The sequence below is a fragment of the Mycobacterium paraense genome (genome assembly GCF_002101815.1).
GTDB lineage: Bacteria > Actinomycetota > Actinomycetes > Mycobacteriales > Mycobacteriaceae > Mycobacterium > Mycobacterium paraense.
This window is the reverse complement of sequence record NZ_LQPM01000010.1, coordinates 300,745-314,935: the sequence shown is the minus strand read 5'-3', so window position 1 is coordinate 314,935 and position 14,191 is coordinate 300,745. Positions and strand designations below refer to the sequence as shown.

Annotated in this window: 12 protein-coding genes; 4 read left to right on the top strand and 8 right to left on the bottom strand. The window is 70.8% G+C overall.

The window, feature by feature from the left end:
• Window positions 1-94: 94 nt before the first annotated feature.
• On the bottom strand, window positions 95-943 hold the full coding sequence (locus tag AWB89_RS10480; RefSeq protein ID WP_085100592.1) for an SDR family oxidoreductase: 849 nt from the start codon (window positions 941-943) through the stop codon (window positions 95-97).
• A 108-nt stretch (window positions 944-1,051) separates the two neighbouring features.
• Here AWB89_RS10480 and AWB89_RS10475 point away from each other — a divergent pair, with 108 nt between their 5' ends.
• Complete coding sequence (locus tag AWB89_RS10475; protein WP_085173362.1) at window positions 1,052-1,561, top strand: GNAT family N-acetyltransferase; 510 nt, start codon at window positions 1,052-1,054, stop codon at window positions 1,559-1,561.
• A 65-nt stretch (window positions 1,562-1,626) separates the two neighbouring features.
• Here AWB89_RS10475 and AWB89_RS10470 read toward each other — a convergent pair whose 3' ends face one another.
• On the bottom strand, window positions 1,627-2,535 hold the full coding sequence (locus tag AWB89_RS10470) for an undecaprenyl-diphosphate phosphatase (protein WP_085173360.1): 909 nt from the start codon (window positions 2,533-2,535) through the stop codon (window positions 1,627-1,629).
• Between the two features lie 150 nt (window positions 2,536-2,685).
• Between AWB89_RS10470 and AWB89_RS10465 the strand changes: the two genes are divergently transcribed.
• The 3 genes from AWB89_RS10465 (at window position 2,686) to AWB89_RS10455 (ending at window position 8,913) form a co-directional block, all read left to right on the top strand.
• Window positions 2,686-5,091, top strand: a complete 2,406-nt coding sequence (locus AWB89_RS10465; RefSeq protein ID WP_085173358.1) for a CoA transferase — start codon at window positions 2,686-2,688, stop codon at window positions 5,089-5,091.
• 91 nt (window positions 5,092-5,182) lie between these two features.
• Window positions 5,183-6,667 (top strand): acetyl-CoA acetyltransferase, encoded by a 1,485-nt coding sequence (locus AWB89_RS10460; RefSeq protein WP_085173356.1) that lies wholly within the window; start codon window positions 5,183-5,185, stop codon window positions 6,665-6,667.
• A 110-nt stretch (window positions 6,668-6,777) separates the two neighbouring features.
• Window positions 6,778-8,913: an NAD(P)H-binding protein gene (locus tag AWB89_RS10455; protein ID WP_085173354.1), complete on the top strand. Its 2,136-nt coding sequence runs from the start codon at window positions 6,778-6,780 to the stop codon at window positions 8,911-8,913.
• 6 nt (window positions 8,914-8,919) lie between these two features.
• Here the strand turns inward: AWB89_RS10455 and AWB89_RS10450 are convergent, their stop codons facing one another.
• The 6 genes from AWB89_RS10450 to lon form a co-directional block, all read right to left on the bottom strand.
• Complete coding sequence (locus AWB89_RS10450) at window positions 8,920-9,645, bottom strand: DUF72 domain-containing protein (protein ID WP_085173352.1); 726 nt, start codon at window positions 9,643-9,645, stop codon at window positions 8,920-8,922.
• Window positions 9,642-10,277, bottom strand: a complete 636-nt coding sequence (locus AWB89_RS10445; RefSeq protein ID WP_085100571.1) for an endonuclease — start codon at window positions 10,275-10,277, stop codon at window positions 9,642-9,644. The genes AWB89_RS10450 and AWB89_RS10445 overlap by 4 nt, the downstream gene beginning before the upstream one ends.
• 44 nt (window positions 10,278-10,321) lie before the next feature.
• The gene (locus tag AWB89_RS10440) at window positions 10,322-10,654 is read right to left on the bottom strand and encodes a TfoX/Sxy family protein (RefSeq protein ID WP_085100568.1); all 333 of its coding nucleotides are present in this window, start codon (window positions 10,652-10,654) and stop codon (window positions 10,322-10,324) included.
• A 1-nt stretch (window position 10,655) separates the two neighbouring features.
• Window positions 10,656-11,033 carry a nitroreductase family deazaflavin-dependent oxidoreductase gene (locus AWB89_RS10435; RefSeq protein WP_085173350.1) on the bottom strand — a complete coding sequence of 126 codons (378 nt, stop codon included), beginning with the start codon at window positions 11,031-11,033 and terminating at the stop codon, window positions 10,656-10,658.
• Window positions 11,034-11,134: 101 nt separating this feature from the next.
• Entirely contained in the window at window positions 11,135-11,632 is a 498-nt protein-coding gene (locus AWB89_RS26985; protein WP_142280125.1) for a hypothetical protein, read from the bottom strand.
• Between the two features lie 211 nt (window positions 11,633-11,843).
• A complete protein-coding gene (gene lon, locus AWB89_RS10425) occupies window positions 11,844-14,171 on the bottom strand; it encodes an endopeptidase La (protein WP_085173348.1) in 2,328 nt (775 codons plus the stop codon).
• Between the last annotated feature and the right edge of the window lie 20 nt (window positions 14,172-14,191).

Genomic DNA, 14,191 nt, shown 5'->3' with positions numbered 1-14,191 from the left:
GATTGTCCGCGTTCGAGATGAACCGCGCCCGAGGGTGCCTATTCCTGATGGCGGCGACCCGCTTCGCCCGGCTCCGCCGCGCTCGCGATCGCCGCTATTCCTCGCCGCGGGCGCGCGCCTCGTAGGCGCGGCGCTTCTCGGCATCGACGTCGTCGGTGAACACGTGCTCGCCGCCCATGGCGCGGTTGATGCCCTCGGCCAGCGAGCGCGGCATGAACTTGGCCGAAGCGACCAGCGCGCCCATCGCTTTCGTGACCCGCACCCGCGGCTTCGGCCTGGCGACCAGCTCCACGATCGCGTTGGCAATGTCGGCCGGCTCGGCGTTCTTGAAGCCCTTCGCCCCGGAGGTCCCGGCGATGAGTTCGGTGTTGACGAACGTCGGCAGCACCATCGAGAATTTCACGCCGGTCGTCCGGTACTCGAGCCGCGCCGTGTCGGTGAAACCCACCACCGCGTGCTTGCTCGCGCAGTACGTGGCCGCACCGGGGATATAGCTCTCCCCGGCGAGCGAGGCCACGTTGATGACGTGGCCCGATCCGCGCGGGACCATCCGCTCGAGCGCCAGCTTGCTGCCCAGGATGACGCCGTAGACGTTGATGTCGAGGACGCGCCGGGTGACCGCGTCCGTCTCGTCGGCGACCCGGCCGAGCGGCATGATGCCGGCGTTGTTGACCAGCACGTCGATCGGGCCGAGCTGGCGCTCCACCTGATCGAGGAAGCCCGCGAAGGAGTCCCGGTCGGTGACGTCCAGCTTCCCGTAGACGTCCAGCCCGAGCGCGGCGCCGGATTCCTTGACCCGCACCTCGTCGATGTCGCCGATCGCCACCTTGGCGCCCAAATTGTGCAGCGCGGTCGCGGTGGCCAGCCCGATGCCCCGCGCCCCGCCGGTGATCACGATGACCTTGTCGCGGACCTTCAGGCCGATCGACGCCGTGTCTGCCATGGCGGGTCCTCCCAGAAAAAGTTGACGGGTGTCAGGTTTGCGATGGGCTAAGCACAGCACTCGACGCCGCGCCGCGCAAATAGCGCCGCGCAGGCCGATACTGCAACGGTGACCGAGGTGCGGGCGGCCGTCCCAGCGGACGCCTACGAGGTGGCCCGGGTGCAGGTGCGGTCGTGGCGGTCGGCCTACCGGGGCCTGATCGCCCAGGACTTTCTCGACGGGCTCACACCGGACTTCTTTGCCGACCGGTACACCTTCGGCCGGCCCGGGCTCCGGATGCCGTCGACGTTGGTCGCGGTCGACGGGGCCGCGATCCTCGGGCTGGCGACCACGGGCCTGTGCCGCGACGGCGACATCCAGAACTTCGGTGAGCTGATGGCGATGTACGTCGACCCCGCGTACATGCGCCGCGGGGTCGGCCGGTCGCTGCTGGCCGCGGCCCGGCAGCGGCTGCGGCTGATCGGCGTGGCGGGCGCGGTGTTGTGGGTGGCGGACGGCAACGCCCCGGCCCGGCGCTTCTACGAGCGCGACGGGTGGGCGTTCGACGGGGCTTGCCGCACAACGACTTTCGGCGACTCGGCGGTGCGTCAGCTCCGCTACCGCTGCGCGCCCGTCTGATCGGCCGGTTCTGCCAGCGTCAGCCGCCACGAGACGCCCGTCGTCGGAGCCCCTCGGCGCCGAGCCTAGTGAAGGCTCAGCCAGACCAGGCTGGCGGCGCCGGCCAGCGCGCAGTAGATGGCGAACGGCGTCAGCGTCCGGGTCTGGAAGTAGCGGGTGAGGAAGCGCACGGCCAGGTAGGCGGCGACGAACGAGGCGACGCTGCCGGCCAGGACTTGTCCCTGGATGCCCGCCCCGAGCGGCCCGAACAGATCGGGGATCTTGTAGACGCCGGCGGCCAGGATGATCGGCGTGGCCAGCAGGAAGGAGAAGCGGGCGGCGTCCTCGTGCGACAGGCCGCGCCACAGCCCGGCCACCATGGCGATGCCGGAGCGGCTGATGCCGGGCAGCAGCGCCAGGATCTGGGAGGCCCCGATCACCAGCCCGCGGCGCATCGGCAGCTGGGCCAGCCGGTTGTCGATGGCCTCGCCGCTGTGGGGCTCGTCGCGCTCGTCCGTGCCGTCCGCGGGCGACACGCGACGGCGCAACACCTCGCCCGCGTAGAGGGCGACGCCGTTGAGCAAGAGGAACGCCGCGGCCGGGATGGGCTTGCCCAGCGTGGTCCGGAACAGGTGCTCGAGGGCCACCCCGGCCAGCCCCACCGGGATGGTGGCGACCACGATCAGCCAGGCGAGCCGCTCGTCGGGGCTCTGGATCCGGCGATGCCGCAGCGACGAGAAGAAGCCAGCCACGATGCGCAGCCAGTCCCGCCAGAAGAACACCAGCAGGGCGGCGGCGGTGGCGACGTGCAGACCGACGATGAACGCCAGGTAGGGCGATTCGGGGGTGGAGACGTTGAGGTCGCGGGCCCATTGGCCGCCCACCAGCGCCGGCACCAGGACCGAGTGCCCCAGGCTGGAGACCGGGAACAGCTCGGTGACGCCCTGAAACGCGCCGACGATCACGGCCTCGACGTAGCTCAGGTGCGCGGTCATTTGCTGGGGGCCTCCATCCGGGGGATCGTTGACAGAACTACCGAGCGTAGCGGGTCCGGATTTCCGTTCGAACCGGCTTGGGCGGCTGGACATTTGGTCTCCGGGCAATCGATCGCGGCCGGCCGCTGACCAGGCAGGTACCGTGAGCGGATGGCCGACCCGTTGCTCGATGGCGTGCGCGTCCTCGACTTGTCCAGCGGCGGCGCCGACGCGGTGACCCGGCTGTTCGCCGACCTCGGCGCCGACGTGCTCAAGGTCGAACCTCCCGGCGGCAACCTGGGGCGCGACGAATTGCCGACGCTCGCCGGCGCGAGCATCCCGTTCGCCGTGCACAACGCCAACAAGCGCAGCGCCGTGCTGGACCCGCTCGAGGAGGACGACTGCTACCGGTTGCTCGACCTCGCCGGCGAGGCCGACATCGTCGTGGACAGTGGCCTCGACGGCCTGGCCGGTGCGTTCGGCGCACCCGGCCCGGACTTGGCCGCCCGCTACCCGCACCTGGTGGTGCTGTCGATCACCGACTTCGGCGCTTCCGGCCCGCGTTCGTCGTGGCGCGCCACCGACGCGGTGTTGTACGCGATGTGCGGCTCGCTGTCGCGATCCGGTCCCACCACCGGCACGCCGGTGCTGCCGCCCGACGGTATCGCGTCGTCCACCGCGGCCGTCCAGGCGGCGTGGGCCGCGCTCGTCGCCTACTACAACCGATTGCGTTGCGGTACGGGCGATTACATCGATTTCTCGCGATTCGACGCCGTCGTCATGGCGCTCGACCCGGCGTTCGGCGCGCACGGGCAGGCCGCCGCCGGCGTCCGCGGCGCCGGGCGGTGGCGGGGACGGCCGAAAAACCAGGACGCGTATCCGATACTGCCGTGCAAGGACGGCTACGTCCGGCTGTGTGTCATGGCGCCGCGGCAGTGGCGCGGCCTGCGGCGCTGGCTGGGCGAGCCCGAAGAATTCCAAGACCCCAAGTTCGACGCCCTGGCCGCCCGCTTTGCGGCCTGGCCCGAGATCGGCGTGCTGGTGCGGGCCCTGTTCGCCGAGCAGACCATGAGGGATTTGGTGGCCGCCGGTCAGGCGCACGGGGTGCCGATCGCCGCGGTGCTGCCGCCGTCGTGGGTGCTGGGCTCCGAACACTTCCAGGCCGTCGGCGCGATCACGGAGGCCGAGCTCGTTCCCGGTGTGCGCACCAGCGTGCCCACCGGTTATTTCGTCGTCGACGGCCAGCGCTCGGGCTTTCGCGCGCCGGCCCCCACCGCGGGGGCGGACGACCCGTATTGGCGCGGCAATCCGGTGGTGGTGCCGGCCCCGTCGGGCAGGGTCGGCGAGCAGCCGTTGGCGGGGCTGCGGATTCTCGACCTGGGCATCATCGTCGCCGGCGGCGAGCTGGGCCGGCTGTTCGGCGATCTGGGCGCCGAGGTCATCAAGGTCGAAAGCGCCGATTACCCGGACGGGCTGCGGCAGGCCCGCGCCGGCGACGCCATGAGCGAGTCGTTCGCGTGGACTCACCGCAATCAGCTCGGCCTCGGACTGGACCTGCGCAGCGAGCGGGGCAAGGACGTCTTCGGCCGGCTGGTCGCGGAGGCCGACGCGGTATTCGCCAACTTCAAGCCGGGAACCCTTGCCGCCCTGGGTTTTCCGTACGACACGCTGCGCCGGCTCAACCCGCGGATCGTGCTCGCCGGCAGCAGCGCGTTCGGCGACACCGGGCCGTGGAGCGCCCGGCTGGGCTACGGCCCGCTCGTCCGCGCCGCCACCGGCGTCACCCGGCTGTGGACGTCCGACCATCCGGACGAGGGCGCCGACGGCGGGCGGCATTCCTTCTACGACGCGACGACGATCTTCCCCGACCATGTGGTCGGGCGGGTGACCGCGATCGCGGCGCTGGCCGCGCTGATCCACCGCAATCGGACCGGGCATGGGGCCGACGTGCACATCTCGCAGGCCGAGGTCGTGGTCAATCAGCTCGACACGCTCTACGTCGCGGAGGCCGCGCGCGCGGCGGGCATCGGCCCGCTGCGCGACGACACCACCCTGCACGCGGTGTGCCCCTGCGCGGGCGACGACGAATGGTGCGTCATCTCGATCGGCTCGGACGACGAATGGCGCTGCGTGGCAGACCTTTTCGATCACCGACAGTGGGCGGACGACCCGCGTTTCGCCACCGCCGAGTCGCGACTGGCCAACCGCCGCGAGCTGGTAGAGCTGATGTCAGCGCTGACCCGCACCCGCACCCCGGTGCGCGTCGCCGAACTGCTGCAGGCGGCCGGGGTGGCCACCGGGCCGATGAACCGCCCGCCCGACATCCTGGAGGACCCGCAACTGATCGAGCGAAAGCTGTTCAGCGAGATGGTTCATCCGCTCGTCGAGCGGCCACTGCCGGCGGAGACGGGCCCGGCGCCGTTTCAGCACATTCCGCCCGCGCCGCAACGCCCGGCGCCGCTGCCCGGTCAGGACACCCGGGCCATCTGCCGGGACGTGCTCCGCATGAGCGCCGATGAGACCGAGCGCCTGATCGACGAGGGCGTGCTGTTCGCGACGACCCCGGGCACCGCCTAGCGCCTCCTTATCACCGAGTGTGCGGCTGGCCGCACGCTCGCGCCTCGGTGTGCGGCCAGCCGCACACCGGACGTCCGATAGGTTCAGTCGCATGACCGTCGACCCCAAAACCCCGGTGCTGATCGGCTACGGCCAGGTCAATCACCGGGGCGACATCGACCCGGCTACGCGGTCGGTCGAACCGGTCGACCTGATGGCCGCCGCCGCCCGCGAAGCGGCGGACGCCCGGCTGCTCGGGGCGGTGGATTCCATCCGCGTGGTGAACGTGCTCTCGGCGCACTACCGCGACCCAGGTCTGCTGCTCGCCCAGCGGATCGGCGCCAAGGACGTCACCACCCTGTACAGCCCCGTCGGCGGCAACGTGCCGCAGTCGCTGGTCAACCAGGCGTGCCTGGACATCCAGCGGGGCCGGGCCGGCGTCGTGCTGCTGGCCGGCGCCGAAACCTGGCGCACCCGCCGGGGGCTGCGGGCCCGGGGCGGCAGACTCGAGTGGACCCTGCAGGACGAGTCGGTGCCGATGGCCCCGGTCAGCGGCGACGACGTCCCGATGGCCGGCGACGCGGAGATCAGGATCGGGCTCGACCGGCCGGCCTACGTCTACCCGCTGTTCGAACAGGCGCTGCGCATCGCCAACGGCGAGTCGGTCGAGCACCATCTCGAGCGCATCGCCGAGCTGTGGGCGCGGTTCAACGCCGTCGCGGTCGATAACCCGCACGCGTGGATCCGCAAACCGGTGACCGCCGAGGAAATCCGGCGGCCCGGACCGCAGAACCGGATGATCAGCTGGCCCTACACGAAGCTGATGAACTCCAACAACATGGTCGACCAGGGCGCCGCGCTGATCTTGACCTCGGTCGAGCAGGCAGAGCGCCTGCACGTCCCCGCCGAGCGGTGGGTTTTCCCGCACGCCGGCACCGACGCCCACGACACCCCGGCCATCGCCGAGCGCGACGAGCTGCACCGCTCGGCGGCCATCCGGATCGCCGGCGCGCGGGCGCTCGAGCTGGCCGGGCTGGGCGTCGACGACGTCGACTACGTCGACCTGTACTCCTGCTTCCCGTCCGCGGTCCAAGTCGCGGCCGCCGAGCTCGGACTGAGCGCCGACGACCCCGCCCGCCCGCTCACCGTGACCGGCGGGCTGACGTTCGCCGGCGGGCCGTGGAGCAACTACGTGATGCATTCCATCGCCACCGTGGCCGAGTTGCTGGTGGCCAACCCCGGACGCCGCGCCCTGATCACCGCGAACGGCGGCTACCTGACCAAACACAGCTTCGGCATCTACGGCACCGAGCCGCCGGCCCAATTCCTTTGGGAGGACGCCCAACCGGCGGTCGACCGCGAGCCCACCCGCGACGGCCTGGTCGAGTGGGAGGGCGTCGGGACCGTCGAAGCGTGGACGACACCGTTCGACCGCGACGGAAAGCCCGAGAAGGCCTTCGTCTCGGTGCGCACGCCCGACGGGTCGCGCACCCTGGCCGTCATCGCCGACCCCGCTGCCGCCGAAGCGACCGTGCGGGAAGATATCGGTGGCGCCAAAGTTGCCGTCAGCGCGGACGGCGCCGCGACGCTGCGGTAGCCGACCGGGAACATCAGCGCAGGCCATCGCGCTGCTACCGGGGTAACGCTCGCGTAAGTGCTAGTGACTTGCCTATTGTCGAGACTGGACGTTGGGGGAGGTGGACCCAGGTGCAGATCCTGGTTACCGACGCCACCGGCGCAGTCGGGCGGCTGGTCGCACGGCAGTTGTTGGCTGCTGGGCACACGGTCACCGGGATTGCTGAGCGTCCCCATCCCTATCTGGATCCCGGCGTCGAGTTCGTTTGCGCGCCGCTGCGCCATCCCGTCCTGCAAGACCTGGCCGACGAGGCCGACGCGGTGGTCCACCTGGCCTCGATCGACGCCAGCGCACCCGGCAGCGCGGGCATCGACGGTGTCGCGCACGTCACCGATGCCGCCGCCCGCGCGGGTGCCCGGCTGCTGTTCGTCTCCCAGGCCGCGGGCAGGCCCGAGCTGTACCGGCCGGCCGAGGAGCTGGTCTCCACCAGCTGGGCGCCCAGCCTGGTCGTCCGCATCGCCCCGCCGGTCGGCCGACAGCTCGACTGGATGGTGTGCCGCACGGTGGCCACGCTGCTGCGCGCGAAGGTCTCCAACCAGCCGATCCGGGTCCTGCACCTCGACGACCTGGTGCGCTTCCTCGTCTCGTCGGTGAACACCGACCGCACCGGCGTGGTGGATCTGGCCACCCCGGACACCACCAACGTGGTCACCGCGTGGCGGCTGCTGCGGTCCGTTGATCCCCGGGCGCGGCTGAATCGGGTCCCCAGCTGGCCGCAGTTGACCCCCGCATTGGATATCGCTGCGGTGCAAGAGGATTGGGGTTTCGAGTTCGGTTGGCACGCGCTCGACGCGATCGCCGACACCGCACGCGGGCTCGTCGGTCGCCGGCTGCAGGCCGCGGGTGCCGTCAGCCACGACCGCCAGCTGGCCCTCCCGGTGGAGGTGTTACCGCGCCCCCGGCCGTCCGACGACCTGCGCAGCGCCGCCCCCGACGGCATGGAGGGGGAGTTCGACGACCGGATCGATCCGCGGTTCCCCGTGTTCAGCGCGGCCCGGCTCGCCGAGGCGCTGCCCGGGCCGCTGACCCCGATGACGCTCGACGTCCAGCTCAGCGGTCTGCGCACGGCCAGCCGAGTCATGGGCCACGTACTCGCCCTGGGCGGCGTCGTCGACGACGAGTGGGGCAGCAGGGCCATCGCGGTCTTCGGCCACCGCGCCTACGTCGGCGTGTCGGCCAACGTGGTGGCCGCCGCGCAGCTGCCCGGCTGGGACCAGGACGCCGTCGCCCGTCACGCCCTCGTCGACCAGCCGCAGGTGGGCGACGTCCTGCCGTTCGGCGAGCCGAAGCTGGCCGAGGGAGCGCTCGGGTCGATGGCCAAGGCCGTGGTCGCCGCGCGGTCGCTGGCCCTGATGCGCCGGCTCAAGCCCGATACCCGGGCCTACAGCGCGGCCGCCGCGGTGGAACACCTCGACCCCGCGCAGCTGGCGGCGCTGCCCGACGCGGCGCTGGAGGTCCGGGTGCGGCTGCTACGGGATCGCATCCACCAGGGCTGGATCCTCACGGCGCTGTGGCTGATCGACTCCGGAGTCACCGCCGCGGCCCTGGACCACAGCCGGGCCGCGTCCAGGATCTCGGGAATCGGCATGATCGTGGAAAGCACCCGCGTCGCGGCCGAAACCGCCGAGCTGGCGGCGGCGTTGCGCGGCGACCCGCCGTTGCGGGCGCTGGCCGCCGAGGGGAACGTCGGCAGCATCCGCGCGCTGTCGCCCGGCGCCGCCGGCGCTCTGGATGGCGCGGTGGCGCGGATAGGGCACCGCGGGCCCGGTGAGGCCGAGCTGGCCGGCCGGGTGTTCAGCGACAATCCGGCGATGTTGCTCGTGGCGGCCGCCGAGGTGGCCGAGGCCGCCGAAGCCGCAGCCACCGGCGCCGCGCCCGTTGACCCGGGCTCGCCGAGGACGCTTGCCCGCCGGATGGCCGCCAACGCGCGCGAGTCGCGGGAGTTGGCCCTCGACAGCACCATCCGGTTCACCCACGAGCTGCGGATGACCTTGCGGGAGTTGGGGTCTCGCAGGGTCGCGGCGGATCTGTTCGACGCCGTCGACGATGTCTACTACCTGACCTGTGACGAACTGGTCACCATGCCGGCCGACGCCAGGTTGCGGATCAAGCGCCGACGCGCCGAGCGGGACCGCCTGCAGGCGCAGCGACCGCCCGACGTCATCGACGGGGCGTGGACCCCCGTCGATCCGGTCGGTGGCGCCTGACCCGGATCAGCCCAACAGACCGCGCAAATACAGCGCGTTGCGCACGGCGTGGCCGCCGAGGTCGTTGTTGAAGTACATCCACACGTCCTTGCCGTCGCCGTCCCATTCGGTGATCCGATCGGCCCACTGCTGCAGGTGATCCTCGGAGTAGCAGCCGGCATAGATCGCGTCCTGATCCGGGCCGTGCATCCGGACATACACCAGGTCGGTGGTGGCCCGCGGCACGCAGGCCAGCCCCGCCCCGCTCATCACCACGTACGCCGCGCGCCGCCGTTCCAGCAACTCATAGACGGCCGGGTCGTTCCAGGACGGGTGCCGCAATTCCACGGCCACCCGGATCGAATCCGGCACGAGCGCCAGGAAGGCGTCCAGGCGCGCATCGTCGCGCTGTTGCTCGGGGTGCAACTGCACCAGCAGCACCCCATGGCGATCGCCCAGCAGCTGCCAGCAGCGTTCGAATCGCTCGATCCAGGGCTCGGGGGAGGAGAGCCGACGGTAGTGCGTCAGCCCCCGGTGCGCCTTGACGGACATCTTGAACCCGTCGGGAAGCTGGCCGCGCCAGCCGGCGAACGTCGATTCCTTGGGCCACCGATAGAAACTGGCGTTCAGTTCGACGGTGTCGAAAACCTCGATGTAGCGCGCCAACCGGCGCGCGGACGGCAGGCCGGGCGGATAGAGCACATCCACCCAGTGGTTGTAGGACCATCCCGATGTGCCGATCCGTACGGTCAAGCGGCCACCCGCCTGCGCACGTCGTCGTCGAGCGCTGCCCGCACCAGCGCGGCCGCCAGCCGCGCATTGGCGCGCGGCGCCAGGGCCCCCAGCCTCGCCGGCTGCGTGGGCAGGCCGAGTTGCTTCGCGGCCGCGACCGCGCGGTCGTCGAAGTGCGGCCGCACCCAGGTCCAGACGTCCTGCACCTCGCGCAGGTAGATGTCCGCGCCGGTGTCCCCAATTCCCTTGAATGCCTTGAGCATCCGTTTCGCCGCGGCCACGTCGTGCCCGCTGCGTTCGGCGATGCCGCGCAGGTCGCCGGCATAGTCGTCGCGCACGAGCTCGGCCATGTCGGTCAGGCGGGTGGCCGAGCTTTCGTCGTAGCGCACGTAGTGGGCGCGGCCGAACGCGCCGATCATCGTCTGCCGGTCGGACGCCAGCACGGCTTTCGGGGTGCGCAGCCCCGCCTTGAACAGTTCGTGGGCGGCGCGCATGGCGATGGCGGCATCGATCGGCTTACTGGCCAACATGCACAGCACCAGCAATTGGAACAGCGGCATCGGCTTGTCGCTGACCTTGATGCCGGCCTCGGCCGCGTAGGTCGTCCCGGCGACCTTGAGCAGCCGCCGCACCAGTTGCTCCCGCTCGTCCATACCGCACCGCTTACCCGGGCCGCAGTGGAGCTAACCGATCGACGTCATTTCGCGGGCAGGCTGCGGGCGTACCCGACGCCCCGGGCGACCCAGCCCTGCAGCAGGCGTTTGGTGCGCAGCCCGCCGGCGTCGACGCGTATCCAGCCGCGGGCCTCCCGGCCGGCCATCACCATGGGGCCGACGTGGTCGCGCGCCAGCAGCTTGTCGGTGTCCTCCGGCGGCACCCGCACCAGCAGGCCGCCCTGGCCGCTGGCCGCCACCGACATGTTGCCGTTGATCAGGAACGCCAGGCCGCCGAACATGCGCTTCTCCTCGACGCCCCGCTCGGGGCCGAGGAGCTCGCGGATCCGGTTGGCCAGGTCTTCGTCGTAGGCCATCTCAGTCCAGGTCGACCCGGATGGTCAGCAAATCGCTGCCCATCAGCCGCACCACCGCGCTGTTGAGCCGCGGGAGGTTTCCCAGCCGGCGCAGCGGGTCGTCGTCGGGCAGCAAATGGGCGGTTCCGCTGCGCCACTGGCCGTTGACGCGCACCCGAACGGCGGGATTCGCCTTGATGTTGTGGACATAGTCCGAATGCTCGCCGTGTTCGGAGACCATCCAGAACTGATTGTCGACGACGCGCCCGCCGACGGCGGTTCGTCGCGGCCGCCCGCTCTTGCGGCCGGTAGTTTCCAGGATCACTCCGGGCATCTTGCGGCCGACCGGGTTGACCAGCAGCCGTTGAACACGATGAACCACTTGGCGTTTCACGCTCACGGCTCTATTCAACGCCGAACCCGCGACGAATGTCACCCGCAACAGCAACAGCCGCCCCCTTTCGGGGGCGGCTGCCACATTCCGGCTTTTAGGTACCGGCTTTAACGGGGGGCTCCGGGCGTGCCGACGCCGCCGTTCACCTGGCCGTTGGCCCCACCGGCGGGCGTGTAGGCCTGGAAACCGGTCGACGTGTTAACGCCCCACTGGCCCAGATCCGGGTTGTAGACGACCGGAAGTTGGGTCCCGTCGGGGTCACCGACTGGCGGCACCCACGTGGCGGGAAGCCCGTAGCTGCCCGGGTCGTTGTAGTGCCCCGGCGGCGGCGCGCCGTTCTGCCCCGGAGGAAGCGGGGAGCCCGGCCCGTTGCAGTTGACGCCGGGTCCGCCGTTACAAATCGGCTGCCCAGGGACGTACGGGCCCTGCGCCGGACCCTGCCCCGGCATGTTGGGACCGGGCACGTTCGGACCGGGCACGTTCGGACCCGGGCCAGGCACGTTCGGGCCGGGATCGGCTTGCGCCAAACCGGCGCCGATCCCCAGTGCCGCGGCCCCGAGGCCGCCCGCCATCGCGGCGGTCGCGGTGATCTTGTTGAGGTGCATGTGAACTCCTTGTCCAGCCTGGCTGCGACGCACGCAGCGCAACAGCATCGACGGTGTTGTTCAGTTGTTTCCCCAGGCTCCGGGTTTGGGCCGAGGGACAGGGGATGACCCCCCGTCCTTGCGGCTACCCGGGTCGCCCGAACCGAAAACGCCTTCGTCCCGATTAATTGGCAGCAATCTTTACGACACCCTGCACGCGATTGGCAGGCTTTTAGGCCGCCGCCTCACCGGTGTGGGCTGTGTTCTCTGCAGACACCAGCGCCTGCGCCACGATCTCGGCGACGTCGGTCATCGGCTTGACGTCCAGCGCGTCGAGCACCTCGGCGGGAACGTCGTCCAAATCGGGCTCGTTGCGCGACGGGATGAAAACCGTTGACAGACCGGCGCGTTGGGCCGCCAGCAACTTCTGCTTCACCCCGCCGATGGGCAGCACCCGGCCGTTCAGCGTGACCTCGCCGGTCATGCCGACGTCGGAGCGCACCTGACGTCCGGTGGCCATCGACACCAGCGCCGTGACCATCGTCACACCGGCCGACGGGCCGTCCTTGGGCACCGCGCCGGCGGGCACGTGCACGTGGATGCGCCGGTCCAACGCCTTGGGGTCTACGCCCAGCTCGGCGGCGTGCGAGCGCACGTAGGACAGGGCGATCTGCGCCGACTCCTTCATCACGTCACCCAACTGACCGGTCAATTGCAAGCCCGGCTCGCCGTCGGTGGCGCCCGCCTCGATGTAGAGCACGTCGCCGCCCAGGCCGGTGACGGCCAGGCCGGTCGCCACACCGGGCACCGCCGTGCGTTCCGCCGACTCCGGCGTGAACCGCGGCCGGCCCAGGTACCCGACCAGGTCGGGCTCGTCGACGGTCACCGGCGCACTCTCCTCGGCCAGCTTGGTCGTCACCTTGCGCAACGCCTTGGCCAGCAGCCGTTCGAACTGCCGAACCCCCGGCTCGCGGGTGTAATCCGCCGCGATCTTGCGCAGCGCGGCATCGGTGACGGTGACCTCGTCGTCGTTCAGCGCCGCCCGCTCCCGCTGCCGGGGCAGCAGGTAGTCGCGGGCGATGGCGACCTTGTCGTCCTCGGTGTAGCCGTCGATCTGCACCAGCTCCATGCGGTCCAGCAGCGCCGACGGGATGTTCTCGATCACGTTGGCGGTGGCCAGGAACACCACGTCGGACAGGTCCAGGTCCAGATCCAGGTAGTGGTCGCGGAACGTGTGGTTCTGCGCCGGGTCGAGCACCTCGAGCAGCGCCGCGCTCGGGTCGCCGCGGTAGTCGGACCCGACCTTGTCGATCTCGTCCAGCAGCACAACGGGATTCATCGATCCCGCCTCGCCGATCGCGCGCACGATCCGGCCCGGCAGCGCGCCCACGTAGGTGCGTCGGTGGCCGCGGATCTCGGCCTCGTCGCGCACGCCGCCCAGGGCGACGCGGACGAACTTGCGGCCCAGCGCCCGGGCCACGCTCTCACCCAGCGACGTCTTGCCGACACCGGGAGGACCGGCCAACACCATCACGGCGCCGGAACCCCGCCCGCCGACCACCTGCAGCCCGCGCTGTGCGCGGCGCGTCCGCACCGCCAGGTATTCGACGATGCGGTCCTTGACGTCGTCCAACCCGTGGTGGTCGGCGTCCAGGATGCCCCGCGCCGCCTTCAGGTCCGTCGAATCCTCGGTCCGCACGTTCCAGGGCAAATCGAGCACGGTGTCCAGCCAGGTCCGAATCCACCCGGATTCGGGGCTCTGGTCGCTGGCGCGTTCCAGCTTGCCGACCTCGCGCAGCGCGGCCTCCCGCACCTTCTCGGGCAGGTCGGCCTGCTCGACGCGGGCCCGGTAGTCATCGGATCCGTCGGGCTCGCCCTCGCCCAGCTCCTTGCGGATGGCGGCCAGTTGCTGGCGCAGCAGGAACTCCTTCTGCGTCTTTTCCATGCCCTCCCGCACGTCCTCGGCGATCTTGTCGTTGACCTCGACCTCCGCCAGATGCGAGCTGGTCCAGTCGATCAGGATGCGGAGGCGACTGCCCACATCAACGGTCTCCAGCAGCTCTCGCTTTTGCACATCGGTCAGGTACGACGCGTACCCCGACGTGTCGGCCAGCGCCGACGGATCGGTCAGGCTGTTGACGTAATCGACGATCTGCCAGGCCTCGCGCCGTTGCAGCATCGCCAGCAGCAGCTTCTTGTACTCGGCCGCCAGGGCCTTGACCTCGTCCGTGGCCGGGATCTGGGGCACCTCCGTCACCTCGACCCACAGCGCCGCCCCGGGCCCGGATGCGCCCGCCCCGATGTGGGCCCGGCGCTCACCGCGCACGACGGCGGCCGTGCCACCGCCGGCGATCCGCCCGACCTGCAGGATCTTTGCGATCACGCCGTGCGTCGCGTACCGGTCGTCAAGCCGGGGTGCGATCAGCAGCTCCCCGGATTCGCTGGCCTGCGCGGCGTCGATCGCCGCGCGCGCGGCATCGTCCAGCTCGATCGGCACCACCATTCCGGGCAACACGATCGTGCCGGTGAACAACACGGGCACTGATTTGGCTCCAGCCATCAATCCTCCAAAAGTTGAGT

Excerpts from the sequence above, each read along its gene's own strand:
- AWB89_RS10480 (WP_085100592.1), bottom strand. The coding sequence starts at position 943 with ATGGCAGACACGGCGTCGATCGGCCTGAAGGTCCGCGACAAGGTCATC.
- AWB89_RS10470 (WP_085173360.1), bottom strand. The coding sequence starts at position 2,535 with ATGACCGCGCACCTGAGCTACGTCGAGGCCGTGATCGTCGGCGCGTTT.
- AWB89_RS10465 (WP_085173358.1), top strand. The coding sequence starts at position 2,686 with ATGGCCGACCCGTTGCTCGATGGCGTGCGCGTCCTCGACTTGTCCAGC.
- AWB89_RS10460 (WP_085173356.1), top strand. The coding sequence starts at position 5,183 with ATGACCGTCGACCCCAAAACCCCGGTGCTGATCGGCTACGGCCAGGTC.
- AWB89_RS10445 (WP_085100571.1), bottom strand. The coding sequence starts at position 10,277 with ATGGACGAGCGGGAGCAACTGGTGCGGCGGCTGCTCAAGGTCGCCGGG.
- AWB89_RS10440 (WP_085100568.1), bottom strand. The coding sequence starts at position 10,654 with ATGGCCTACGACGAAGACCTGGCCAACCGGATCCGCGAGCTCCTCGGC.
- AWB89_RS26985 (WP_142280125.1), bottom strand. The coding sequence starts at position 11,632 with ATGCACCTCAACAAGATCACCGCGACCGCCGCGATGGCGGGCGGCCTC.
- lon (WP_085173348.1), bottom strand. The coding sequence starts at position 14,171 with ATGGCTGGAGCCAAATCAGTGCCCGTGTTGTTCACCGGCACGATCGTG.